Origin of the sequence: Streptomyces roseirectus, assembly GCF_014489635.1 — a bacterium.
GTDB classification, from domain to species: Bacteria; Actinomycetota; Actinomycetes; order Streptomycetales; family Streptomycetaceae; genus Streptomyces; species Streptomyces roseirectus.
Genome location: NZ_CP060828.1, coordinates 9,824,279 through 9,846,804, shown reverse-complemented (window position 1 = coordinate 9,846,804; position 22,526 = coordinate 9,824,279). Strand labels below are relative to the sequence as shown.

Genomic DNA, 22,526 nt, shown 5'->3' with positions numbered 1-22,526 from the left:
CCCCGTCTCCGGGGCCCCTCGGGTCAGACGGTGACGGCGGTCCGCCGTGCCGCCGGCCTCGGTTCCAGGAGCCGGTGCGCCAACTCCCCGAAGACGAGCCCGAATCCGGCCCACAGCGTCGCCTGGATGGCGAGCGCGGAGACCCGGAACCGCCACAGCACGTCGGCCGGGAAGTCGGCGGGCACCTCGTTGACGGACGGCAGGAACGCGAACGCCAGCCCGGTCACGGCGATGAACGCGCCGACGGCGGCCACGCTCGCCCACCAGGTGCCCAGCCCCGGCGCGAGCCGCCGGCCGAGGATCGTGGCTCCGACCGCGAGCAGGACGCTCAGCACCAGCATCAGGAAGTACAGGGTGGTGCGCTTGCCGATGGTGTCGCCGTCGCCGACGGCGGGCGGGTTGGCGGGGTACTTGAGGAACGGGACGACGTAGACGGCGAGCAGCGCGCACCCGGACAGCAGCAGCGCGGTCGCCCGAGGGCTGAAGCGGCCCACCCTGCCGAGCGCGAAGCAGTAGGCGAGGGCCGCGATGCCGCCGAAGGCGACGCCGTAGACGAGGATGCCGGTGGCGAGGCCGGCGGTGGACTGGAGGGAGCGGGAGACGAGTTCGACCTCGTGTCCGTGCTCGTGGGCATGGGCCTGGGCGTGCGCTTGGGCCTGGGCCTCCTCGAAGCCGATCGCCTTGTCGACGGACGGTTCGCCGAGGACGTAGGCGACGATCAGGGCGAGCACGCCGGCCGCGAGACCGGCGAGCATGCCCCGCACGAGGAGGTTCCGTACGGTCGTGGAATCCATGGAGGTGTCGGCGCCCCTGTTCAGTGGCAGGGGAAGCCGAGCAGGTGGCGGGCGTCGTGCACCCACTCGTGGACTTCCTCGCCGGACAGCAGCGAGGTGGCGCCCTGTTCGGCGCCGACGAAGTACAGCAGAACCAGCATGAGGACGCCGAAGAAGACCGCCCAAGGGGCGATCGCCTTCAACGGCAGCTTGAGGGGGGCGGTGGCGGTGGTCGGCTGGGCGACGTGCTGCGCCATGGCAGGGCCTCCTTCGGGAGTTCGCGTCCCGTCTCGGTGGTGCTCCGTACGACGGCTACGGGTCTGACTCGCCCCTCGGGAGAGGGACACACAGTGGCGCGACCGTGCCGGGTTCTCACCGGTTTCCGTCCTGCCGTCGTCGTTGTCGGGGCGACACTACCGTGTGACGTGTACCCGACCAACCCCTCGTCACCAGGCATGTCCGTCGAGACGCCGGCGTACGTCCGCGCTCGCCAGGCGCTCGGCGCGCGTGTCACCGCGCATCCGCCCCCTCAGCCACCCCAGGCTCCCGGCCGGCACCGGGTGGATGCGGGCGCTGACGTGAGGTCAGGCCCGGCCGGGGTGTGCTCGGGACACCGCGTCCATCGGGGGTCTTCTCACGGACCTCCGGTCGACTCGCGGATCACGAGCGTGAAGCCGCTCACGAACTCCTCGTACCGGGGCGGTGGTTCGTCCTGGTCGATGCGGGCGGCCAGGAGGGCGACGGCGTGTTCTGCCATCGCGTCGTGGTCGGGGTCGACGCTGGACAGGGACGGGACGAGGTAGGCGCTCTCGGCGATGTTGTCGAACCCGATGACCTTGACCCGGCCGGGCACGGGGACGCCGGTGTCGGCGAGGCCGCGCAGGACGCCCGTGGCGAGGGTGTCGGTCACGCAGAACACTCCGTCGGGGTCGAGGCCGGACGTGACCATGTCGCGCGCGCACCGGGCGCCCTCGGCGAGCGTGAACCGGCTGACCTCGCGGACGAGTTCGGGGTCGTGCGGCAGGCCCGCGTCGGTGAGGGCCTGCCGGTAGCCGGCGAGGCGCAGGCTGGAGGTGTCGACCTCGTCGACCGCGCCGCACACCAGCGCGATGCGCCGGCAGCCGCGTTCCACCAGATGGGTCACGGCGGCCCGGGACGCCTCCAGGTTGGGCATCCCGACGTGGTCGACGGGGCCGCCGGTGATGCGGTCGCCGAGGACCACCACCGGCTGGTCCGGGGCGAGGCGTTCGGCGTCGGTCTGGCCGAGGCCGACGGCGCTGAGCAGGAGGCCGTCGTAGAGCCGGTTGCGGGACAGGGAGAGGGCGTCGAGTTCGCTCTCCCGGGTGGCTCCGGTCTGTTCGATGCCGACGCGCAGGCCGCGCCGGGCCGCCGCGGCGATGACGCCGGCGGCGAGGCGGCTGTAGTAGGGGCTGTTCACCTCGGGCACGGCGAGGCCGATGGTGCCGGTGCGGCCCTTGCGGAGGTTGCGGGCGGCGACGTTGACCCGGTAGTCGAGCCGGGCCATCGCCTCCAGGACCTTCTCCCGTGTCGTCCGCCGCACGTTGGGGTGGCCGTTGATGACGTTGGAGACGGTCATCGCCGAGACCCCGGCCGCCTTCGCCACGTCCTGGATGGTCGTCACCGGTCAGCGCAGCGGGGCCTGGAGGGTGAGGAAGGAGTGCGGGGGCAGCGTGAGGGTCAGGCCGCCGTCCACCGGCTTCACCCCGTCGAACGGGCGCGGTGTGACGGTCTCGGGTGCCTCGGGGGCGTTGTGGTCCTGGACCCGGCCCGCCGTCAGGAGCCGGGCGACCGGGTCTCCGAGGGTGCCTCCCCGCAGGTCGAGGGTGACCTCGGCCGGTTCGTCGGCGTCGAGGTTGGAGAGGGAGACGAGGACCTTGCCGTTCTTGACGCTGGCGGAGGCGGAGACGGTGATGAGTTCCGCGTCGCCGACCGTGCGCCGGGCCTCGTCGGCCTTGAGGTGGACTGCGAGTGAGGCGGCGTCCTGGTGGTCCTTGTTCATCTCGAACACGTGGTACGTGGGGGTGAGGACCAGCTGGTCGCCGTCGGTGAGGATCATCGCCTGGAGGACGTTGACCGTCTGGGCGATGTTCGCCATGTGGAGGCGGGCCGCGTGCTTGTGGAAGATGTCAAAGTGCGTGCTGGCAACGAGCGCGTCGCGCATGGTGTTCTGCTGGAAGAGGAAGCCCGGGTTGGTGCCGGGTTCGACGTCCCACCAGGTGCCCCATTCGTCGAGGATCAGGCCGACCGTGCGGCCACGGTCGTAGATGTCCATGACGGTGGAGTGTCCGGTGAGGATGTCGTCGATGCGGCGGGCCGCGAGCATCGTGCGGTAGTAGGTGTCGGTGTCGAAGTCGGTCGAGCTGCCTTTCGCCTCCCAGGGTCCGGCGAGTGTGTAGTAGTGAACGGACACGCCCTGGAAGAAGTTCCTGGGTGTCGCGTCACATCCGAAACAGCTGATCTGCCGCATCAGCGTCTCGGTCCACTTGTAGTCGGCGTCCGAGGCGCCGGAGGCGATCCGGTACAGCTTGTTCTCGCCGTGGTCGCGGCAGTAGGTGGCGTACTGGCGGGCCAGGTCGGCGGAGTACTCGGCGCGCATGTTGCCGCCGCAGCCCCAGGTCTCGTTGCCGATGCCCCAGTACGTCACCTTCCAGGGTTCCTCGCGGCCGTTGGCCTTGCGCAGCCGCACCATCGGGCTGTCGCCGTCGCGGGTCAGGTACTCGACCCACTCGCTCATCTCCCGTACGGTGCCGCTGCCCACGTTGCCGCTGATGTACGGTTCCGCGCCCAGCAGTTCGCACAGCGCCATGAACTCGTGGGTGCCGAAGTGGTTGTTCTCCTCGACGTTCCCCCAGTGCGTGTTGACCATCCGGGGCCGCTCCTCGCGCGGCCCCACGCCGTCCCGCCAGTGGTACTCGTCCGCGAAGCAGCCGCCGGGCCAGCGCAGGTTGGGGATGTTCAGCGCGCGCAGCGCCTCCACGACGTCGAGCCGGATCCCGCCCTCGTTCGGGATCTCCGAGTCCTCTCCCACCCAGAACCCGCCGTAGACGCACCGGCCCAGGTGCTCGGCGAAGTGACCGTAGAGGTGACGGCTGATCGCCGGGCCCTCGATGTCGAGGTTGACGACCACGGTGGCGTTGGGCACAGCTACTCCCAGGGATTTGCGGTGACTTGTAGGGTGATACGCCGATCGTTTGTAGCGATAAAAACGCTCACACGTGGCCGCCGGGACCGTCAAGGCCGTCCCGCTCCCTCGCGGTTACGGAAACTTTCGCTCGCTGATCGGTGGTGACAGCTATGGCTGTCCGCGCGGGGAGCGAGAGGCGACGGGGAACGGACCGGTGCCGACCTGCGCGGCGCGGACCGGGTCCGCCTCGCGCCCACCGCGCGAGCGCGGCCCCTGCTTCACAGCAAGCGGGCCGCGCCCCCTCGGCGACACGGCTCGCGGCCCCGTCAATCGCCCCTTCAGCCCAGCTCGTCCGCCACGGCCTTCGCCGCCCGCGCGACCACCGCGTCCTCCCTCGGGCCCTCCGCCGCGTGCTTCGTCGACAGGACCGCGATCACCAGGGGCGGGCGGCCGGGCGGCCAGACCACGCCCACGTCGTTGGCGACGCCGTAGGCGGTGCCGCCGCCCGTCTTGTCGGCGAGGGTCCAGTCGGCGGGCAGGCCGGCGCGGAAGCGGGCGGTGTTGGTGGTGTTGGCGACGAGCCAGGAGGTCAGGAGGGTGCGGGCGCCGGACGGGAGGGCGGTGCCGAGGATCAGGCGCGCGTACGTGCGGGCGATCGCCCGGGGCGACGTCGTGTCCGTCTCGCGCCAGGGTTCCGCCGAGTTGAGGTCGGGCTCCCAGCGGTCCAGGCGGGTCACCGGGTCGCCGAGGGTGCGGGCGAAACGGGTGATCGAGGTGGGGCCGCCAAGTTCGCGCAGGAGGAGGTTGCCGGCGGCGTTGTCGCTGTGGGAGACGGTAGCCGCGCAGAGTTCCGAGACGGTCATGCCGGTGGCGACGTGCTCGGCGGTGACCGGGCCGTAGCCGGACGCGGTGACGTCGTCCAGGGTGTAGTGGATCCGGCGGTCCAGGTCCACGCCCTCGCGGAGGACCGCGCCCGCCGCGAGCGTCTTGAACACCGAGCAGATCGGGAAGAGTTCGTCGGCGCGGTACGTCAGCGTCCGTCCGGTGGCGGTGTCGTGGGCGAAGACGCCGAGCCGGGCGGCGTACTCGTCCTCCAGGGCGCGGAAGGCGCCGGACGCGCCCGGCGTGCCGGCGGCGTGGGCCGAGGACGCCACGCCCGCCGTCAGGGCCGCCGCGGCTGCCGACGTCAGCAGGGTGCGACGTTTCAGGCTGTTCGTGTTCGGTCGTGCCATGGTCGTCCGTCCTTACGGTCGTTGATCTTGGCTCAGTCGTTCAAGACGCGACCGGGAGTCGATCAGTTTCGATCACACGCGCATTGGTGGAGAATCCTGGGTCATGTCGATCATCCACCGCACCACGCTCAAGCCGACCAAGCCGGAGCTGCTGACCCCCTGGCTCCCCACCCGCCCCTGGTACCGGGGCGGCGGCGCGCCACAGCTCGCCAAGGCGGGCGGGTTCCGGCTCGACGACCCGCGGGGCGAGGTCGGCATCGAGTTCTTCGTCGCGACCGACGCACAGAGCCCGACCGACGGGCAGGACGCGACCGACGCGCAGGGGCCGGCCGACGCGCAGGGGCCGCACGCCTACCTGTTCCCCCTCACCTACCGCGGCGCCGAACTCCCCGGCGCGGACCACGCTCTCGTCGGCACGCTGGAGCACGGCGTCCTGGGCCGCCGCTGGGTCTACGACGGCGTCCACGACCCGGTCCTCACCAGTACGCTCACCGCGTTCCTCGCGGGCCGCGTCGAGGCGCAGGCGCAGAGCACCAACGACACCGTGGACGAGGAGATCGCCCACGCCTGCACCGCCGAAGCCCCCCTCCTGACCGGCGCGGTCACCGTCACCGACACCCCCGACGGCACCACCCTCACCACCCCCGACGGCCCCGCCGTCCACTTCCACCGCCTCCTCACCACCGCCCCCACCACCCCTCCCCCACACGCCCTCGGCCACATCACCGGCGCCTGGACCGACCTGACCGGCCACCGGGTACGCGGCGTGTTCGCGGTGATCGAGCAGCGGGACTGACCGAGACGGAGCATGGACGGGGCGGGGCTGGGGCGAACCGGCGCTGAGGGCGAGCCGACGCTGACGACAGGCCGGCGCCGAGGGCGGGCCGGATCGTGCAGCGGGCCCGCCTCACACCGTCCGGGCCGGGACGACAGGGCCCGCGACGCGCGGCGGCGAGGCGCGGGGACGGAGGCGCAAGCCCGTGCCGCCCCCGAGTCGGCTCGAGTCGGCCAGGAACCGCACGCGCACCAGTCCCGGACACGGGCTCAACACCACGCACCCCCGCTACGCTCCCCCCTCGCCCCCTCCCGACATCCCCTCCGCCAGCCCGTACACCGTCCGCGCGTGCAGCTCCAGCAGCGCGACCAGGTCCACGCTCTCCCCGCCGATCTCCCGCTGCACGAACAGCCCGTCGGACCCGGCGACGGCGTACGTCGTCACGGTCCGTACGGCCGTCTCGTCCAGCGTGGGGAAGAAGGTGCGGACGACATCGGCGACCCGTTGGTGGGCGATCTCGCGGGCGTGGAGGAAGACCGTGCGTCCGCTGGGCTGGACGGGTCGGTGCTCCAGGGCGAGCATGAGGCCGAGCCGGAGGAAGTCGGGCGCCTCGACGAGGGAGCGGGCGACGTTCGCGGCCATGAGGGTCACCCGCTCCAGCGGTGTCCCCTCGTCCTCGCCGGGCAGCCGGACGGCGGCGAGCCAGGTCTCGAAGCTGCGCTCGATGACGGCCGCGATCAGGTCGTCCTTGTCCTTGAAGTGCCAGTAGATCGAGCTGGCGGGCAGCCCGCACTTGGCGCTGACCGCCGCGATCGACGTCCCCTCGTACCCCCGCTCCCCCGCGATCTCCACGGCGGCGTCGAGGATCCGCCGCCGCGACTCGACGCCGTTGGCACGTTGCTTGCGCTCGGGTCTCCCCCGGGTCATTGCGTGTCTCTCCGTCTCTGCGCCGCGTACGCGCTTGCCCCCCGGCGCTGGTCAGGGCGCCGTCAGTCGCGTACCGCTGGGTCCACCGCACCGACCCTAGCCCTGTCCCGCGCGTTTGGACGATTTCCGTAGCCCCGGTAGACGAACTCCCCGCCCCGCGCCCCCGTGAGGGAGGTGACGAGGCCGTGGTCCGGCGACAGGGCGCACGCCGGGTCGGTGCGTGCCGCGTCCCCGGTGAGTGCGAACGCCTGGCACCGGCAGCCGCCGAAGTCGGCGTCCTTGCGGGCGCAGGTGCGGCAGGGGTCGGGCATCCAGCCGGTGCCCCGGTAGGCGTTGAACGCGGGTGAGTGCGACCAGATCCAGTCAAGGGAGTGCTCGTGGACGCTGGGCGCGTCGAGGGGGAGGTCGTAGGCGGCGGGGCAGGGCAGGACCCGTCCGTCGGGGGCGACGGTCAGGGAGATCGCGCCCCAGCCGCCCATGCAGGGTTTCGCCACCCCGTCGAAGTAGTCCGGCACGACCCAGATCAGCTCCATGCCGGTCCGCCCCCGCCACGCCTCCACCACCCTTTGCGCGCGGGCCAGTTGCTCCCGGCTCGGCATGAGCGCGGCCCGGTTGCGCAACCCCCAGCCGTAGAACTGGGTGTTGGCGAGTTCGACGCGTACGGCGCCCCAGTCGACGGCGAGTTGGAGGATCGCGTCGAGGCCGTCGAGGTTGTGCCGGTGCAGGACGACGTTGAGGCCGAGCGGCAGTCCCGCGTCCCGGATCAGCGCGGCGGCCCGCTCCTTCGCGGCGAACGACCGCCGCCCGGCGATGCGTTCGGAGGTCACGGCGTCCGCGCCCTGCACGGACAGCTGGACGCTGGGCAGCCCGGCCGCCGTCAGTTCGGCGAGCCGGCCCTTCGTCAACCCCAGTCCGCTGGTGACGAGTTGGGCGTAGATCCCGGCGTCGGCGGCGCCCGCGACCAGCTCGGTGAGGTCGCGGCGCAGCAGGGGTTCGCCGCCGGAGAGGTGGGCGTGGGCGACGCCGAGGCGGGCTGCCTCGGTGAACACGCGCAGCCAGTCCTCGGTGGTCAACTCGTCGGCAGCGCGGACGAGTTCGGTGGGGTTGGAGCAGTAGGGGCAGCGCAGCGGGCAGCCGTGGGTGAGTTCGGCGAGCATCGCCCAGGGCGGGTTCAGCGCAGCCATCCGCGCTCCTTCACGTCGTCCAGGAACTCGGTGATGCCGTCGGCCCCGCCGAACGCGGCGGTGATCTCGGGCACGGTCCGGGAGCCGTCGCACAGGGCGACGACGGCGGCGGCCTCGGCGCTGAGGACGACGATCCGCTCCGGGACGATCAGCAGCGTCCGTTTCCGCACGGGGCAGTCACGCACGCGGGCGTACGGGCTGAGGGCGGGGCGCCAGGTCATGCGCCGGACCGGTCGACGGCGTCCAGAAGGGTCCACAGCACCTCGCATTTGTAGGCGAGCGCGGCGACGGCCGCCTTCTGCTGCTCGCGGGTGCGGGCCCACTCCAGGACGAGCGACAGGGCCTCGCCGGAGTCCCTGCGGCCTTGTGGGACACGGGACTTGAAGTAGGCAAGGCCCTCGGGGCGGATCCAGGTGTAGTGGGCCTGGAAGGCGGCGATGCGGGTCGTCATGATGTCGGGCGCGAACAGCTCGGTGAGCGAGGCGGCGACGGCTTCGAGCGGGGTGGCACTCCGGCACAGGTTGACGTAGCCGTCGACGGCGAGCCGGACGCCGGGCAGGACGCCCTCGCCGGAGAGGAGGTCGGCGCGGTCGAGCCCGGCGGCCTCGCCGAGGCGCAGCCAGCGTTCGATGCCGCCCTCGTCGTCCGCCGTGCCGTCGTGGTCGGTGATCCGGCGCACCCACATGCGGCGCAGCGCGGGGTCGTCGAGTTTGGCGAGGATCAGGGCGTCCTTGACGGGGATGTGCCGCTGGTAGTGGAACCGGTTGAGGATCCAGACACGCAGCTCGACCGGGCTCAACTCCCCTTGGTGCATACGGAGGTTGAAGGGATGCCGGTGATGGTAGCGACGCTCGGGCACGGCCCGCAGCTCCCGCTCGAAGGCGACACGGTCGAGGGCGGCACGATCGAGGGCGGCACGATCGGAAGCGGCAACGCGGCCGACGGCGTCCGCCGAGCCCAGCGCCCTGGCGCCCCGCGCCACACCCCCGAGGTCCACCGCGCCGACGCCCCGCGCCCCACCACCGGAGCCCGCCACACCCGCGCCCTCGGCTCCCGCCCCGCCCCCGACTCCGGCCCCCGCGCCTACGCCTGCGCCCGCCTCGACGCTCTCCAGCCCACTCTCCAGCCCGCTCACCATTCGACGACCGTCCCTTCCGAAGCCACCTCGACCCCCTTCAGCTCCGCATGCTGCGGTGCCCCCGGATCGACCAGCGGATTCGTGTTGTTGAGGTGCGTGTACAGACACCGCGCAGGCAGCGCGGCGAGCCGTTCCCGGGTCGCGGTCACCGGCAGGTGCCCCATCTCGATCGCGGTCCGTGACGAGAACCCGGCCGTGCGGGGCTCGTCGTCGTCCCAGAACGTCCCGTCGGCGAAGACGACGTCCGCGCCGTCCCCGAACCCGGTGGGCCACACCCCCATCGCCGGGGCGTACACCAGCCCGCCGATCCGCAGGGCGCTGACCCACTGCCCGTCGCCGAAGTCCCGTGCGTAGCGCGGGCGTTTGCCGGAGACCGGCAGCAGTTCGGCGCCTTCGACGTCGCGCCAGCGCAGCCGGACGTACGGGGCGAGGGTCTCGTCGAGGCGCAGCCCTTCGCCGACCGCCTTGCGGACGGCGTCGGTGGCCATGATCTCCAGTTCGTCGGCCTCGCGGAGCCGTGCGAGGCCGAGGGTGTGGTCGAGTTCGGCGTCGGTGAGGATCACCCCGGCGAGGGGGGTGCGGCGGCCGTCGGGGCGCAGCCAGGGGCAGCGTTCGATCTGTTCGCCGATGTCGGGGGTCGCGTTGACTAGGTAGACGCGGCCGGGTGCGAGTTCGACGGCGAGGCAGGCGTGGAGTCTGCGGCGGGACGGGACGGCGCGCGCCCCGGTACAGCCGGGACACGCGCAGTTCCATTGGGGGACGCCGCCTCCGGCCGCCGTACCGAGGACGTGCAGGCGCACGGCGCGGCCCCTAGCGGTCGAAGCGGTCGGTGAGGAAGTACGCCGACATCTCCATGGAGGCTTCGACGATCTGGTAGCTGGGCCGCTGCCAGCCCGGTTCGGCGGCCGGCTCGGCGGTGCGGTGGGCGGGCTTGTCGTCCCGTTCCTCGTGCTGGGTCATCTCTGTCTCACTTTCCGTGGGGGACGGCGAGGATCGCGCCGGGGTTGGCGAGCTTGCCGGTCGGGGCGCCGCCGGGGCCGTGGACGAGACCGGCGCTGTCGGTGGCGATGTAGAGGGTCTTGCCGTCGGGGCTCAGGGCGACGTCGCGGTAGCGGTTGACGCTCTGGTGGAGCTGCTTGAAGGACGTGCCCTCCTTGCCGATCCGGTAGACGGTGCCGTTCTTGAGGGAGGTGACGAGGAATTCGTCGCCCGCGACCTTGAGGGCTCCGGGGGCCATGGTCGGCCAGCACATGTAGGAGGTGTTCGGGTCGGTGCAGACCTTGGTGACGCCGAAGTCGTGGCCGGACTTGACGGTGGTGCCGTAGGTGCTGAGCGGGGCCTTCATGTCCTTCGTGAAGTCCCGTTCCCTGGTGGTGGGCACCTGGGCGGGGGCCTCGCCGGGGTTCGGGGTGAAGGTGACCTTCTGGCAGCCGCCCTTGGCCTTGGCCCAGTCCGAGTAGACGTACGCCTTGTCGTCCTTGTACCCGGCGACGTTCGGCCAGCCGTAGTTGGCGCCCTTCTCGACGCGGTTGAGTTCGTCGTCGGTGAGGGGGCCGTTCTCTGCGGTGAACAGTTCCTCGCCCCGGAAGTCCATGCCGTTGGGATTGCGCATGCCGTAGGCGTAGACGTGGCTGCGGACGCCGTCGAGGGTGGGGTTGTCGGCGGGGATCGAGCCGTCGGGGTTGAGGCGCAGGACCTTGCCGGGGTAGGCGGACCAGTCCTTCTTCGCGATCTGGCCGGCGGTGGGCAGGTTCTGGGCCTGGTTGGGGACGCAGTAGTGGGCGAGGTAGTTCGCGCCCTGGTCGCCGATCGAGTAGTAGAGCTTGCCGTCGGGGCCGTAGCGCAGGCGGGCGGCCTGGTGGTCGTCGCCGGCGGGGAGCCCGTCGAGGACGGTCTGCTCGGCGGAGAGTTTGCCGTTGTGCGCCGTGTAGCGGGCGAGTCTGGTGACCTCTTTCGTGCCCTGCCGGTGGCTGTAGGACAGGTAGACGTGGTCGGTGCCCTTGTTCCTGCCGAAGTCGGGGTGCAGGGCGAGGCCGAGGACGCCGTCCTTGCCTCCCTTGGTGTGGACGGCCTGCCGGGTCAGGTCGAGGGCGGTCGTCTTGGCGCCGGTCCTGGGGTCGACGCGGGTGACCTTGAGGCCGGACTTCTCGGTGACCCACAGGTGCCCGTCGGGGCCCTGGATCATCTCGTAGGGGTCGCCGAGGCCGGTCGTGACGACCTTGACGCCGGTCGTGGCGGCCAGGTTCACGGCGGCGCGCTGCTCGGAGCCGGTGGACGCCCCGTCGTCGCTGCCGCAGGAGCAGACGAGCGCCGCGACGGCGGCCAGAGCCAGTGCCGACGGAAGCTTTCTCATCGTTGACCTTTCGGGAGGGCCCCCTCGCGGCCTCACCCTAAAGTCGGCTCACTGGTCACGCATCCCGGCCATGTCCTCACGCACAGTGATGGTCGAGACGGGGCAGACGGCCGCCGCCTCGGGGGCGAGCAGGACGCAGTTCCCGGCGCAGCAGCACCGGGCGCGGTCGACGGCGAGTCTCACCATGTGACGGGCACTTCGCTCAGTCCGCCCACCAACAAGCCCTCGGCGCGCCGGAGTTCGCCGACGGGGACGGCGAGCCTGAGGGTGGGGAGGCGGCGCAGCAGTACCTCCAGGGCGATCTGGAGTTCGGTGCGGGCGAGGCTCTGGCCCAGGCAGGCGTGCGGGCCCACGCCGAAGGCGAGGTGCAGGCCCGGGCTGCGGGCGAGCAGCATGTCGTCCGGGGCCTCGAAGACGGCCGCGTCGCGGTTGGCGGCGGGCAGGGCGCAGACGACGGTGGCGCCGCGCGGCAGGTGGGCGCCGCCGATCTCGGCGTCCTCGGTGAGATAACGGCGCAGCCCGAAGCCGAGGTTGACGTCGAGGCGCAGGGCCTCGTCGACGGCCGTGCGCACCAACTCGGGCGCGGCCAGCAGGCGTTCCCACCGGGCGCGGTCGGCCAGCAGCATCGCGACGGTCTTGCCGATCGCGTTGGCGGTCGTCTCGTGGCCGGCGACGAGCAGGCCCATGCCGGTGCGCAGGAGCCAGGCGTCACTGGCGTCGTCCTGGTCGGCGATGAGCATGCTGAGCAGGTCGTCACCGGGGCGGGCGCGGACACCGGCGATGTGCCGGGGCAGGTAGGCGTCGAACTCCGCGCAGACGGCGGCGCTCTCCTCGCGCGTCCAGCGGCTGACGTTGAGGAAGGCGTCGGACCAGTGCGCGAAGCGGTCGCCGTCCTCGGCGGGGACGCCGCGGGCGGGCCCTGTTCGGCCATGGCGTCGACGAGTTCGCCGGCCCGTACGGCGATCGCGGGGCGCAGGGCGGTCATGCGTTTGGCGGTGAAGTACTTGCCGACCTGCCGCCGCCACTGCTGGTGTCCCTCGCCCCGGTCGGGGACGGCGTCCTGGAGTTCGCCGTCGGCCACGGGGCCGCCCGCGCCGTCCTGGCTGGTGGGGCGGGCGAAGCGGGGGTCGGAGAGCAGGGTGCGGACGTCGTCGTAGCGGGTGAGGAGGGCCGCCTCGTCGCCGCTGGGCAGCCGGACCGTCGCGACCGGGCACTCGCGGCGCAACTCCGCCCAGGCGCGGGGCGGTTCCAGGGGGCCTTCGGCGGGCAGGGGGAGCCGTAGCGTCTCGGACACCGCACACCACCTCCGACAGGGGCGCTGTCGACGCTACGCAGGTGCGCGGAGGGCGGCAAGGAGCGGGTTCGGCCGTTGCGCGGCGGGGTCGCGGCACCCGCCGGGTACGGCGTCTGCGACGATCACCGCGTGGACTACCCCCATGACCAGCATCCCGGCGCCCCCGTCCGCTCCGGTGTCCCCGAGCACGGCCGTGTCCCGAAGTACTACGCGGTGAAGGCCCGTATCGACGCTCTGGTGGGCGGGCTCGGTGAGGGCGCCGTCATCCCCACCGAGCGCGACCTCGCCGAGCGTTACGACGTGGCGCGCGAGACGGTGCGCCAGGCGCTGCGGGAGCTGCTCCTCGAAGGCAAGCTGCGCCGGCAGGGGCGTGGGACGGTGGTGGCGGGGCCGAAGCTGGAGCAGCCGCTGGCGCTGGCGAGTTACACCGAGGGCGTGCGCAGGCAGGGCCGCACGCCGGGCCGCTCCCTCGTCGCCCTCGACCGGTTCCCGTGCCCGGCGCCGCTGGCCGACGAGACGGGGCTGACGCGCGGTGAGCCGGTGTGGCACCTGGAGCGGGTGCTGCTGGCCGACGACGAGCGGGTGGGCCTGGAGTCCACGTACGTCTCCGTCGCCCGGCTCCCGCGCCTGGACGCCGAGTTCGATCCCGATTCCTCGTTCTACGCCTACATGGGCGGGCAGGGCATCCGGCTCGGCCAGGCCGACGAACGCATCGAGACGGTCCTCGCCACCCCGCGCGAGGCGCTGCTCATCGGGACGTCCCCGGCGCTCCCGATGCTGCTGATCCACCGCGTGTCGCGGGACGCCGAGGGCCGTCCGCTGGAGCGGGTGCGGAGCCTGTACCGGGGGGACCGGTTCTCGTTCTCGACGCACCTCAAGAGCTGACGAGGACCGATTCGACCACCCCCTCATCATCACAACAAGATAACGGGTCTAGCCCAAACGTGATGAGCGGTTCATGCTCCCGTTGTCAGCCGGACCTTTCCGGTTCCCGCACGGCGAGGAGCGTGGCGGTCGTGAGAGTGATAGTCGTCGGAGCCGGCGTGGTGGGCACCCTGCACGCCTGGCAAGCACGGGAACGCGGCCACGAGGTCGTACACATCGAGCGCGAGGCGGAGGCCCGAGGGGCGTCGCTGCGCAACTTCGGACTCGTCTGGGTCAGCGGACGCGCGGGCGGCGAGGAGCTGACGGCCGCCCTGCGGGCGAGGGAGCTGTGGCAGCGGCTCGGCGAGCGCGTCCCGGCGCTCGGCTTCCGCGCGAACGGCTCCCTGACCGTCGTGCGCGGCGCCCTGGAGCACGCCGTCGCCGAGTCCGCGGCGGCCCGCGAGGACGCGAAGGAGCGGGGCTGCGAACTGCTCGCGCCGCGCGAGGCACGGGCCCTGAACCCGGCGCTGCGCGGCGCGTTCGACGCGGCCCTGTACTGCGAGCGGGACGCGGCCGTCGAACCCCGCACCGCCCAGCGCGCCCTGCGCGCCGAGCTGCTGGCCGACCCCCGCTACACGTTCCTGCCGGGCCGCGAGGTCCGCGAGGTCATCGGCGAGCGCGCGGTCCGCGACGACCACGGGGACGTCCACACGGGCGACGTCGTCGTCCTGTGCACCGGCGCCTGGCTGGGCGGCCTGGTCCGCGAGCTGGCCGGACCCGGACTCCCCGTGCGGCGCGTGCGGTTGCAGATGATGCAGACGGCCCCGCTCGGCGAGGTGCTGACCACCTCGGTCGCGGACGCCGACAGCTTCCGCTACTACCCGGCGTACGCCTCCCCCGCCCTGGACGCGCTCAACGCCCGTCAGCCGCAGCCGGACACGGCGGCCGAGCACCGGATGCAGCTCCTCATGGTCCAGCGCGCGGACGGCTCCCTCACCGTCGGCGACACCCACGAGTACGCGCACCCCTTCTCCTTCGACACCGTCGAGGACCCCTACGACCATCTCGCGGGCGTCGCCGCGTCCCTCCTCGGCCGTCCCCTCCCCCCGGTGCGCCGCCGCTGGGCCGGCGTGTACGCGCAGTGCCTCGACACGAGCCGTGTCGTGCACCGCCAGCAGGTCCGCGAGGGCGTCTGGCTGGTCACCGGCCCCGGCGGGCGCGGCATGACCTGTGCGCCGTCGATCGCCGAGACCACCGCGGACCGGCTGGGCTGGTGAACGACATGAACCACGACACGAACCACGACATCCGCCTCGTCGTCCTCGACATGGCCGGCACGACCGTCGCCGACGGCGGACTCGTCGAGCGCGCCTTCACGACGGCCCTCGGTTCGGACCCCGATCACCTCGCCCATGTGCGGGCCACGATGGGCGAGTCCAAGATCTCCGTCTTCCGCCACCTCTACGGCGACGAGATCGCCGCCCAGCGCGCCAACGCCGCCTTCGAGCAGGCGTACGGCAACCTCGTCGCCGACGGCCTCGTCACCCCGCTCCCCGGCGCCCGCGAAGCCATCGAGCGCATCACCGAGCAGGGCCGCACCGTCGTCCTCACCACCGGTTTCGCCCGCGTCACCCAGGACGCGCTCCTCGACGCCCTCGGCTGGCGCGGTCTCGCCGCGCTCACTCTGTGCCCGGCGGACGCGGGCGGGCGCGGACGCCCGTACCCGGACATGGTCCTGGAGGCGTTCGTGCGGACGAAGGCCGCCGAGGACGTCTCGCAGGTCGCGGTCGTCGGGGACACGTCGTACGACGTGCTGAGCGGGGTGCGAGCCGGGGCCGGACTCGTCGCGGGGGTGCTGACCGGGGCGCACGACGCGCGGGCGCTGCGCGCCGCCGGGGCCACGCACGTCCTCGGTTCCGTCGCCGAGCTGCCCGGGGTGCTGACGTGATCCGCTTCGACTCCGTGAGCGTCGCCTACGACGGGAACACCGTCCTGGACGCCCTCGATCTCGCCGTCGGGCCGGGTGAGGTGATGGCGCTGCTCGGGCCGTCGGTGTCCGGGAAGACGACCGCGCTGCGGGCCGTCGCCGGGTTCGTGCAGCCGTCGTCGGGGCGGGTGTTCCTCGGCGAGCGGGACGTGACCGACGTACCGCCCCACCGGCGGGGCATCGGGATGGTCGTCCAGCAGTACGCGCTCTTCCCGCACCTGCGGGTCGAGGACAACGTGGCGTTCGGGCTGAAGGCGCGCCGGCTGCCCAAGGGGGAGATCCGGCAACGGGTCGGTGAGGCGCTGGAGATGACCGGGATGGGCGCGTACGCGCGGCGCAGGCCACGGGAGTTGTCCGGGGGCCAGCAGCAGCGCGTCGCGATCGCGCGGGCGCTCGCGATCCGGCCCGAGGTGCTGCTGCTCGACGAGCCGCTGTCGGCGCTGGACGCGCGGCTGCGCTCCGAGATGCTGGCCGAACTCGCACGGCTGCACCGGGAGTTGCCGGATGTGACGATCCTGTACGTCACCCACGACCAGGTCGAGGCGCTGACGCTGGCCGACCGGATCGCGGTCCTCGACCGGGCGCGCCTGCGGGCGTGCGGGACGCCGAGGGAGCTGTACCGGGCGCCGGGGGACGAGTTCACGGCGTCGTTCGTGGGCGGGGCGAACCTGCTGCCGGTGAGCGTGGGCAGCGGGGAGGTCGAGTTCGCGGGGGCGCGGCTGACGGTCGACACGGCGGGCGCGGGAACGCGGGCCACCCTGTGCGTCCGGCCGCATCTCGTGGGCCTGGGCCCGGGGCCGAACCAGCTCTCCGGTGTCGTGCGGGAGATCCAGTGGCGCGGGGCCACGCACCGGCTGCTGGTGGAGGTCGGCGGGCACACGGTGACGGCCGACGTGCGCGAACTCGGACAGCCCCCGGCGCACGGCGAGCAGGTCGTCCTGCACTTCGCCCCGCGGGACGCGGTGCTGCTGCCATGACCAGACGCCTCCTGTGGACCCTGCCTCCCGTCGCCCTCCTGGGCGTCTTCTTCCTCTATCCCCTCACCCTGGTCGTCCAGCAGTCCCTGCGGCCCGACTCCGGCGGCACCTCGCTGCGGCCCTACGCCGACGTCTTCGCCTCGGAGGCGTTCCGGCAGGCGCTGTGGACGACGGTGTGGCTGGCGCTCGCCGCCACCGCCGGCTGTCTGGTCCTGGGGTTCTTCCTCGCGCTGGTCATCGCGTTCGTCCCGTTCCCCGGCGCGCGGGCGGTCGCCCGGTTCGTGGACGTCTTCCTCTCCTTCCCGTCGTTCCTGATCACGCTGGCCCTGCTGTTCGTGTACGGCTCGACCGGCGTCGTCGGCTCCTCCCAGTTCCTGACGACGCCCTGGGGCGTGCTGCTGGCCGAGGTCACCTACTTCACGCCGTTCGTGATGCGCCCGCTGCTCGCCGCGTTCTCGCAGCTCGACCCCGCGCAGATCGAGGCGGCGTCGAGCCTCGGGGCACGGGCGCCGGCGATCGTGCGGCGGGTGATCCTGCCGGAGGCGCTGCCCGCTCTGGCGGCGGGCGGGAGTCTCGTGCTGGTGCTGTGTCTCAACGAGTTCGGGATCGTGCTGTTCACGGGGGCGAAGGGGGTGACGACGCTGCCGCTGCTGATCTACGGCAAGGCGATCCTGGAGTCGGACTACGCGGGCGCGTGCGTGGTGGCGGTCGTCAACGTCGTGCTGTCCGTGGGGCTCTACGCGCTGTACCGGGGGGTGAGCCGGCGTGCTGGTGCATAGCCGCCGGGCCCGGTGGGCGGTGTGGGCGGTGTTCCTCGCCCTGTTCCTGCCCCTGTTCGCCCTCCCGCTGCTGGTCATCGTCGGCGCGTCGTTCGCCACGCACTGGTCCGGCGTCCTGCCGTCGGGCCCGACGACGGCCAACTACCGGGCCGCGACGCACGGCGAGGCCCTTCAGGCGCTCACCACGAGCCTGGCCACGGCGACGGCCGCGAGCCTGCTCGCGCTGGCCGTGGGCACCTGGGCCGCGCTCGCCGCGGGAGCGCTCAGGAGACGGCGCCTCATGGACGCGCTGTTCGTGCTGCCCGTCGCGGTCCCGTCCGTCGTGGTGGGCCTGTCGGTGCTGGTCGCGTTCTCGAAGCCGCCGCTGCCGCTGAACGGCACCCGGTGGATCGTGATCCTCGCGCACACGGTGCTGGTGACGGCGTTCGCGTACCAGTCGGTGGCGGCGGCGCTCACCCGGCTCGACCCGGTCTACGAGCAGGCGGCGGCGTCGCTGGGCGCGCGCCCGTCGTACGTGCTGTGGCGGGTGCGGCTGCCGCTGCTGCTGCCGTCGCTGACCGCCGCCGCGGGGCTGTGCTTCGCCCTGTCCATGGGCGAGTTGAGCGCCACCGTGATGCTGTACCCGCCGGACTGGACCCCGCTGCCGGTCCTGGTCCACTCCGCCACCGACCGGGGCGCCCTGTTCACGGGGTCCGCGCTCGCGGTGGTGCTGATGGCAGCCACTCTGCTCGCCCTGTCCGTCGTGTCCCGGGTCCGTACCAGGGCGTCGTACCGCTGAACTCTGGAGTCCGATCGTCATGCCCACACACCCCCTCAGGCTCACCCTCGCCGTCAGCCTCCTCGTCCTGTCCGCCGCCTGCGGCACCTCGACGGCCGCCTCCGACGCGAAGACCGTCACCGTCTACAGCGCCGACGGTCTCAAGGGCGAGAGCGGCGACGGCTGGTACGACAAGGTCTTCGCCGACTTCACGAAGCGGACCGGGATCAAGGTCGAGTACGTGGAGGGCGGCTCCGGCGAGATGGTGCAGCGCGTCGTCCGCGAGCGGAGCAACCCGCAGGCCGACGTCCTCGTCACGCTCCCGCCGTTCATCCAGCAGGCCGACGGCAAGGGCCTGTTGCGGAAGTACACCCCGCGGGGCTCCGAAACGGCCACCAGGGCGGCAAACGGCACCTGGACCAGCGTCGTCGACAACTACTTCGGCTTCGTCTACGACAAGAAGCATCTGAAGCAGCCCCCGCGCACCTGGCAGGAACTGCTCGACGGCAGGTACAAGAACAAGCTCCAGTACTCGACGCCCGGTGTCGCCGGCGACGGAACGGCCGTGCTGATCAAGGCGATCCACGACTTCGGCGGCGAGAAACCGGCTCTGGACTACCTCGGCAGGCTCCAGGTCAACAACGTGGGCCCTTCCGCCTCGACCGGCAAGCTCGCGCCGAAGGTCGACAAGGGGGAACTCCTCGTCGCGAACGGCGACGTCCAGATGAACTACGCGCAGGCCAAGACGATGCCGAACCTGGGGATCTGGTTCCCGGCGCCGCGGGGCGGCAGGCCCACCACCTTCGCGCTGCCCTACGCCGCCGGGCTCGTCACCGGGGCCCCGCACTCCGCGAACGGCCGCGCGCTGCTCGACTTCCTGCTGAGCCGCGAGGCCCAGCAGGAGGTCGGTTCGGTCGGCGGCGGTTTCAGCGCCCGGCGTGACGTGAAGGCGACCGACCCCGACGCCGTCGCGCTGGCGAAGCTGATGGACGGCGTCGAGATCTTCACGCCGGACTGGACCGACGTGGCCGCGCGCCTGCCCTCCTACGTGGAGAACTGGAAGGCGGCGACCGGGAGTTAGGACGCGCAGCAGCCGTCCCGGTGCAGGATCTCCCCCACGGCGAGCCAGTCCGTGTGCGCGCTCTGGCCGGTGTGCAGCGCGTGCGGCTGCGCGCCGACGAGGTCGGCCGTCCGGTGGACGGTGCCGTCGCGCATCGTCCACGCCGTGCGGACGAGGTCGTCGAAGTCGGTGAAGGGGTCGCCGTCGACGGCGGTGAGGTCGGCGAGCTTGCCGGGTTCGACGGTGCCGAGGTCGTCGGCTACGCCGAAGACGCGGGCGGGTTCCAGGGTCGCGCTGGTCAGGGCCTCGGCGGGGGTGAAGCCGCCGTGGCGGTGCAGGGCGCGCAGCGCGAGGTGGACGTGGAGGCCGACGGGGGTGAGGGGGGCGTCCGTGCCGAGGGCGACGGCGCCTCCCTCGTCGACGACCGCGCGGTAGATGCCCATCTCGATGCCGAGGCCCTTCAGCTGGCCCGCGGTGGGCGGGGTCGCGGCGCTGTTGCGGACGGTCGCGGTGTCCCACGGCGGCATCAGGGCCGTCACCCGGGGGTCCTCGGCGAGTTCGGGGTCGACGCCGAGGAGGGCGAGCGCGCTGAACGGGGTGATGATCAGCGCGAAGTCGCCGCCCCGGTACATCTCGTGGACGTCCTGGTAGGAGCGGCCGGTCGGGGAGACGGCGCGGCTGTACTCCTGGCGCTGGGTGGCGAGGAGGTGGGTGGTGAGGGTCTGGCCGCTCTGCCGGCCGGGGGTGACGAGGTGGCTGCCGGCCGGGACGCCCAGCTCGCGCGCGGTGCGGGCGGCCTGGGCCATCGTCGCGGCGGGGGCGCGGACGTAGGTCTTGACGAAGTCGTAGTCGAGGGCCCGCGCCCGCTCCAGGCTGCGGCGCACGCCGTCCCGCGTGGCGTGGGCGCGGCCCATGCTGTAGGCGACGCGGCTGCCGTCGATCAGCTCGCCGGTGGTGAACAGGCGGGGCCCCTGGAGCGCTCCGGCGTCGGTGGCCTCGCGCAGCCTCGCCTGTTCGTAGGCGAATCCGCCGAGGGAGGCGGTGCTGGTGACGCCGTAGGCGAGGTTGAGACGGGTCTGCCGGCCGCCGTAGATGTTCTGGTAGGGGTGGGTGTGGGCGTCCCACAGGCCCGGCAGGACGGTCTGGCGGGACGCGTCGAGGGTCCGTTCACCGGCGCGGGCGGCGCGGTGGGGTTCGACGGCGGTGATCCGGTTGCCCTCGATGACGACGTCGACGTTCTCGCGGACGCTGTCCCCGGTGCCGTCCCAGAGGCGGCCGGCGTGGACGCGGACGGTGTCGGTGCGGGGCGGGAGGCTGCGGGCGGTGGTCAGCGGGACGGGGATCGTGCGGCTGCCGGTGCCGTTCGCGGCGGTGAGGCGGAGTTTCGTGCCGGAGAGGTGGAGGAGGCGGGCGGAGTCGCCGGACCAGGAGGGGTGGTCGGCGGCGGCGTCGGTGAGGCGGCGGGGTTCGCCGTCGGGGGTGCCGTCGGGGCGGACGGGCAGCAGCCACAGCGCGGACTCGCTGACGTAGGCGAGGTGGCGTCCGTCGGGGGACCAGACGGGGCCGCTGTCGTAGCGGTCGGCGAGGGAGGTGTGGGGGCTGGGGAGGTGGGTGCGGGAGGTGCCGTCGCGGGTGTCGACGATCCGGATGACGTTGTAGCCCTCGCGGAAGCGCTGGTTGAGGCGGTTACGGTCGCACAGGGCGAGGTAGCGGCCGTCGGGGGACCAACTGGGGCGTCCGGGCAGGCCGTTGGCGCCCAGCGGTGCGGCGAGCCGGGTCTCCGTGCCGTCGGCGAGGTCGACGACGAGGAGGTTGCCGGTGATGTCGTGGCAGGCCAGGCGCGAACCGTCGGGGGCGAGCGCGGGGTTGACGCGGCCGCCGGAGGCGAGGACGGTGTCGGTGCCGTCGGCGAGGTCGACGCGGTGGACGGCGGCGAGGCCGTCGCTGTCGTGGACGTAGACGAGGCTGCGGCCGTCCCTGCTCCACGCGGGCATCTGGACGTAGTGCTCGGGCCGCGCTTCGACGAGTTTGCGGGGCCGGCCGCCCAGGGGCTGGTGCCACAGGGCGCCCAGCGCGCAGTAGGCGACGGAGCGGCCGTCGGGCGCGAGGACGGGGAAGTGGACGCCGCGTACGGGTTTTTCGGCGGTGGAGTCGAAGTCGCGGGGCTTGTCGGGGCGCGGGGTGCGGGTGACCGGGGTGCAGGCGGTGAACGGGACGGTGGTCGCCGTGTCCATCGCGGGGGCGCGGCGGGTGATGCGGCCGTCGGCGAAGTAGAGGAGCGCGCCGTCCGCCGTCCAGGCGGGAGGCTGCGGGGAGACGTCCTCGGTGCCGGAGACGACGGTGCCGTCGACCACCAGGGACGCGGTCTCGTTGTAGGTGCCGACGGTGGCGGGGCCGAGCCAGACGTGGGCGAGGCGGCCGTCGCGGGAGAGCGCGGGGGCGAGGACGGTGCCGGTGTCGACGGTGCGCACGACGCTCACCTCGCCGCCCGTGGCCGGGACGGAGGCGATGGTGCGGGCGAGGCCCTTCTCGGCGCGGACGAAGAGGATCCGGTCGCCGTCGGGGTGCCAGGCGGGGTCGTGGTCCTCGGCGTCGGGAGTGTCGGTGAGGCGGGTGAGGCGGCCGGTGGCGACCTCGACCGTCCAGATGTCGTAGGAGGAGCCGGTGACGTCGTTGCCGCCGCGTTCGGAGGCGAAGGCGAGCCGGGTGCCGTCGGGGGACCAGCTCACGCCCCGGTCGTCCCAGGGGCCCGAGGTGAGTTGCCTGAGGCGGGAGCCGTCCGGGGCCATGGTCCACAGGTGGAAGCCGCCGCCCTGGTAGGCGCAGAACGCGATCGTCGTGCCGTCCGGGGACCAGGTGGGGCGGGTGGGTTCGAGGGCGGTGTCGGTGAGGGCGGTCGCGGTGCCGCCGTCCTTCGGCAGCGTCCACAGCACGCCCTGGACCTCGATGAGGAGCCGGCCGTCGGGGGCGGCGGTCACGGCCGCGTTGGTGCCGGCGGTGTAGGACAGCGTTCTGCCGCGTTGTCCGGCCGCGCCCGCGGGGGCCGCCGGGAGCAGCGCCACTCCGGCGACCCCCGCTCCGGCCCCGATGAAACCCCTCCGGCTGATGTCGATCGCGCGTCCGTTCATGCGGGTGTCCCCTTTATGACCGTACAGACCTTATGGACATGGGCATGCCATGAGCAGCAGACCGATGTTCATATGATCATTGCGGATGTAGGGACCGCATCAACCAGAATCGACACAGACCGGCGAATGGCCGGAAGACGCCCCTCGACGGCT

The 22,526-nt window shown here is 72.7% G+C and carries 21 protein-coding genes and 2 pseudogenes; 8 read left to right on the top strand and 15 right to left on the bottom strand.

The genetic code is table 11. The features are described 5' to 3' along the window. Positions 1 to 23: 23 nt before the first annotated feature. The 5 genes from IAG44_RS42465 to bla all read right to left on the bottom strand — a co-directional run bounded on the left by IAG44_RS42465 (position 24) and on the right by bla (position 5,150). Complete coding sequence (locus tag IAG44_RS42465) at positions 24 to 794, bottom strand: CbtA family protein (protein ID WP_187752339.1); 771 nt, start codon at positions 792 to 794, stop codon at positions 24 to 26. Positions 795 to 814: 20 nt separating this feature from the next. Continuing rightward, positions 815 to 1,030, bottom strand: a complete 216-nt coding sequence (locus tag IAG44_RS42460; RefSeq protein WP_187752338.1) for a CbtB domain-containing protein — start codon at positions 1,028 to 1,030, stop codon at positions 815 to 817. Between the two features lie 377 nt (positions 1,031 to 1,407). After that, positions 1,408 to 2,397: a LacI family DNA-binding transcriptional regulator gene (locus tag IAG44_RS42455; RefSeq protein ID WP_246563196.1), complete on the bottom strand. Its 990-nt coding sequence runs from the start codon at positions 2,395 to 2,397 to the stop codon at positions 1,408 to 1,410. Between the two features lie 21 nt (positions 2,398 to 2,418). Beyond that, the gene (locus IAG44_RS42450; protein ID WP_187752336.1) at positions 2,419 to 3,936 is read right to left on the bottom strand and encodes an alpha-N-arabinofuranosidase; all 1,518 of its coding nucleotides are present in this window, start codon (positions 3,934 to 3,936) and stop codon (positions 2,419 to 2,421) included. A 320-nt stretch (positions 3,937 to 4,256) separates the two neighbouring features. Further along, positions 4,257 to 5,150, bottom strand: coding sequence for a class A beta-lactamase (gene bla / locus IAG44_RS42445; protein ID WP_187752335.1), 894 nt, complete (start codon positions 5,148 to 5,150; stop codon positions 4,257 to 4,259). 103 nt (positions 5,151 to 5,253) lie between these two features. On the opposite strand from bla, the gene IAG44_RS42440 reads away from it, so the two are divergent. Next, entirely contained in the window at positions 5,254 to 5,946 is a 693-nt protein-coding gene (locus IAG44_RS42440; RefSeq protein WP_187752334.1) for a maltokinase N-terminal cap-like domain-containing protein, read from the top strand. 267 nt (positions 5,947 to 6,213) lie between these two features. Here the strand turns inward: IAG44_RS42440 and IAG44_RS42435 are convergent, their stop codons facing one another. The 9 genes and pseudogenes from IAG44_RS42435 to IAG44_RS42395 all read right to left on the bottom strand — a co-directional run bounded on the left by IAG44_RS42435 (position 6,214) and on the right by IAG44_RS42395 (position 12,821). Continuing rightward, entirely contained in the window at positions 6,214 to 6,852 is a 639-nt protein-coding gene (locus IAG44_RS42435) for a TetR/AcrR family transcriptional regulator (protein WP_187752333.1), read from the bottom strand. A gap of 62 nt (positions 6,853 to 6,914) precedes the next feature. After that, positions 6,915 to 8,036: a pyrroloquinoline quinone biosynthesis protein PqqE gene (gene pqqE / locus IAG44_RS42430; RefSeq protein WP_187752332.1), complete on the bottom strand. Its 1,122-nt coding sequence runs from the start codon at positions 8,034 to 8,036 to the stop codon at positions 6,915 to 6,917. Then, positions 8,024 to 8,257, bottom strand: coding sequence for a pyrroloquinoline quinone biosynthesis peptide chaperone PqqD (locus tag IAG44_RS42425; protein WP_187752331.1), 234 nt, complete (start codon positions 8,255 to 8,257; stop codon positions 8,024 to 8,026). The genes pqqE and IAG44_RS42425 overlap by 13 nt, the downstream gene beginning before the upstream one ends. Beyond that, a pseudogene (gene pqqC, locus IAG44_RS42420) lies at positions 8,254 to 8,916 on the bottom strand (pyrroloquinoline-quinone synthase PqqC); the annotation flags it as partial. The gene IAG44_RS42425 and the pseudogene pqqC, both read right to left, overlap by 4 nt. Before the next feature lie 251 nt (positions 8,917 to 9,167). After that, a complete protein-coding gene (gene pqqB / locus IAG44_RS42415) occupies positions 9,168 to 9,974 on the bottom strand; it encodes a pyrroloquinoline quinone biosynthesis protein PqqB (protein ID WP_187752330.1) in 807 nt (268 codons plus the stop codon). 10 nt (positions 9,975 to 9,984) lie between these two features. Next, positions 9,985 to 10,134, bottom strand: a complete 150-nt coding sequence (locus IAG44_RS42410) for a hypothetical protein (protein ID WP_187752329.1) — start codon at positions 10,132 to 10,134, stop codon at positions 9,985 to 9,987. A gap of 7 nt (positions 10,135 to 10,141) precedes the next feature. After that, positions 10,142 to 11,527: a glucose/sorbosone family PQQ-dependent dehydrogenase gene (locus tag IAG44_RS42405; RefSeq protein WP_187752328.1), complete on the bottom strand. Its 1,386-nt coding sequence runs from the start codon at positions 11,525 to 11,527 to the stop codon at positions 10,142 to 10,144. 48 nt (positions 11,528 to 11,575) lie between these two features. Next, positions 11,576 to 11,713, bottom strand: coding sequence for a hypothetical protein (locus IAG44_RS42400; protein ID WP_187752327.1), 138 nt, complete (start codon positions 11,711 to 11,713; stop codon positions 11,576 to 11,578). Further along, positions 11,707 to 12,821: pseudogene (locus IAG44_RS42395) on the bottom strand (cytochrome P450). The gene IAG44_RS42400 and the pseudogene IAG44_RS42395 overlap by 7 nt, the downstream one beginning before the upstream one ends. 129 nt (positions 12,822 to 12,950) lie before the next feature. On the opposite strand from IAG44_RS42395, the gene IAG44_RS42390 reads away from it, so the two are divergent. The 7 genes from IAG44_RS42390 to IAG44_RS42360 all read left to right on the top strand — a co-directional run bounded on the left by IAG44_RS42390 (position 12,951) and on the right by IAG44_RS42360 (position 19,266). Further along, positions 12,951 to 13,706, top strand: coding sequence for a GntR family transcriptional regulator (locus IAG44_RS42390; protein ID WP_187752326.1), 756 nt, complete (start codon positions 12,951 to 12,953; stop codon positions 13,704 to 13,706). A 131-nt stretch (positions 13,707 to 13,837) separates the two neighbouring features. Continuing rightward, on the top strand, positions 13,838 to 14,962 hold the full coding sequence (locus IAG44_RS42385; protein WP_187752325.1) for a TIGR03364 family FAD-dependent oxidoreductase: 1,125 nt from the start codon (positions 13,838 to 13,840) through the stop codon (positions 14,960 to 14,962). A gap of 5 nt (positions 14,963 to 14,967) precedes the next feature. Next, positions 14,968 to 15,633 carry an HAD family hydrolase gene (locus tag IAG44_RS42380; RefSeq protein ID WP_187752324.1) on the top strand — a complete coding sequence of 222 codons (666 nt, stop codon included), beginning with the start codon at positions 14,968 to 14,970 and terminating at the stop codon, positions 15,631 to 15,633. Next, positions 15,630 to 16,649 (top strand): ABC transporter ATP-binding protein, encoded by a 1,020-nt coding sequence (locus tag IAG44_RS42375; RefSeq protein ID WP_187752323.1) that lies wholly within the window; start codon positions 15,630 to 15,632, stop codon positions 16,647 to 16,649. Before IAG44_RS42380 ends, IAG44_RS42375 begins: the two co-directional genes overlap by 4 nt. Then, positions 16,646 to 17,428 (top strand): 2-aminoethylphosphonate ABC transporter permease subunit, encoded by a 783-nt coding sequence (locus IAG44_RS42370; RefSeq protein ID WP_187752322.1) that lies wholly within the window; start codon positions 16,646 to 16,648, stop codon positions 17,426 to 17,428. The genes IAG44_RS42375 and IAG44_RS42370 overlap by 4 nt, the downstream gene beginning before the upstream one ends. Further along, positions 17,415 to 18,206, top strand: a complete 792-nt coding sequence (locus tag IAG44_RS42365) for an ABC transporter permease (protein WP_187752321.1) — start codon at positions 17,415 to 17,417, stop codon at positions 18,204 to 18,206. The genes IAG44_RS42370 and IAG44_RS42365 overlap by 14 nt, the downstream gene beginning before the upstream one ends. Positions 18,207 to 18,225: 19 nt before the next feature. Further along, positions 18,226 to 19,266, top strand: coding sequence for a 2-aminoethylphosphonate ABC transporter substrate-binding protein (locus IAG44_RS42360; RefSeq protein ID WP_187752320.1), 1,041 nt, complete (start codon positions 18,226 to 18,228; stop codon positions 19,264 to 19,266). Here the strand turns inward: IAG44_RS42360 and IAG44_RS42355 are convergent. Further along, a complete protein-coding gene (locus IAG44_RS42355; RefSeq protein WP_187752319.1) occupies positions 19,263 to 22,373 on the bottom strand; it encodes an amidohydrolase family protein in 3,111 nt (1,036 codons plus the stop codon). The genes IAG44_RS42360 and IAG44_RS42355 overlap by 4 nt on opposite strands. Between the last annotated feature and the right edge of the window lie 153 nt (positions 22,374 to 22,526).

Excerpts from the sequence above, each read along its gene's own strand:
- IAG44_RS42425 (WP_187752331.1), bottom strand. The coding sequence starts at position 8,257 with ATGACCTGGCGCCCCGCCCTCAGCCCGTACGCCCGCGTGCGTGACTGC.
- IAG44_RS42410 (WP_187752329.1), bottom strand. The coding sequence starts at position 10,134 with ATGACCCAGCACGAGGAACGGGACGACAAGCCCGCCCACCGCACCGCC.
- IAG44_RS42400 (WP_187752327.1), bottom strand. The coding sequence starts at position 11,713 with ATGGTGAGACTCGCCGTCGACCGCGCCCGGTGCTGCTGCGCCGGGAAC.
- IAG44_RS42435 (WP_187752333.1), bottom strand. The coding sequence starts at position 6,852 with ATGACCCGGGGGAGACCCGAGCGCAAGCAACGTGCCAACGGCGTCGAG.
- IAG44_RS42460 (WP_187752338.1), bottom strand. The coding sequence starts at position 1,030 with ATGGCGCAGCACGTCGCCCAGCCGACCACCGCCACCGCCCCCCTCAAG.
- IAG44_RS42360 (WP_187752320.1), top strand. The coding sequence starts at position 18,226 with ATGCCCACACACCCCCTCAGGCTCACCCTCGCCGTCAGCCTCCTCGTC.
- IAG44_RS42405 (WP_187752328.1), bottom strand. The coding sequence starts at position 11,527 with ATGAGAAAGCTTCCGTCGGCACTGGCTCTGGCCGCCGTCGCGGCGCTC.
- IAG44_RS42380 (WP_187752324.1), top strand. The coding sequence starts at position 14,968 with ATGAACCACGACACGAACCACGACATCCGCCTCGTCGTCCTCGACATG.
- IAG44_RS42440 (WP_187752334.1), top strand. The coding sequence starts at position 5,254 with ATGTCGATCATCCACCGCACCACGCTCAAGCCGACCAAGCCGGAGCTG.
- IAG44_RS42465 (WP_187752339.1), bottom strand. The coding sequence starts at position 794 with ATGGATTCCACGACCGTACGGAACCTCCTCGTGCGGGGCATGCTCGCC.
- pqqE (WP_187752332.1), bottom strand. The coding sequence starts at position 8,036 with ATGGCTGCGCTGAACCCGCCCTGGGCGATGCTCGCCGAACTCACCCAC.
- IAG44_RS42370 (WP_187752322.1), top strand. The coding sequence starts at position 16,646 with ATGACCAGACGCCTCCTGTGGACCCTGCCTCCCGTCGCCCTCCTGGGC.
- bla (WP_187752335.1), bottom strand. The coding sequence starts at position 5,150 with ATGGCACGACCGAACACGAACAGCCTGAAACGTCGCACCCTGCTGACG.
- IAG44_RS42355 (WP_187752319.1), bottom strand. The coding sequence starts at position 22,373 with ATGAACGGACGCGCGATCGACATCAGCCGGAGGGGTTTCATCGGGGCC.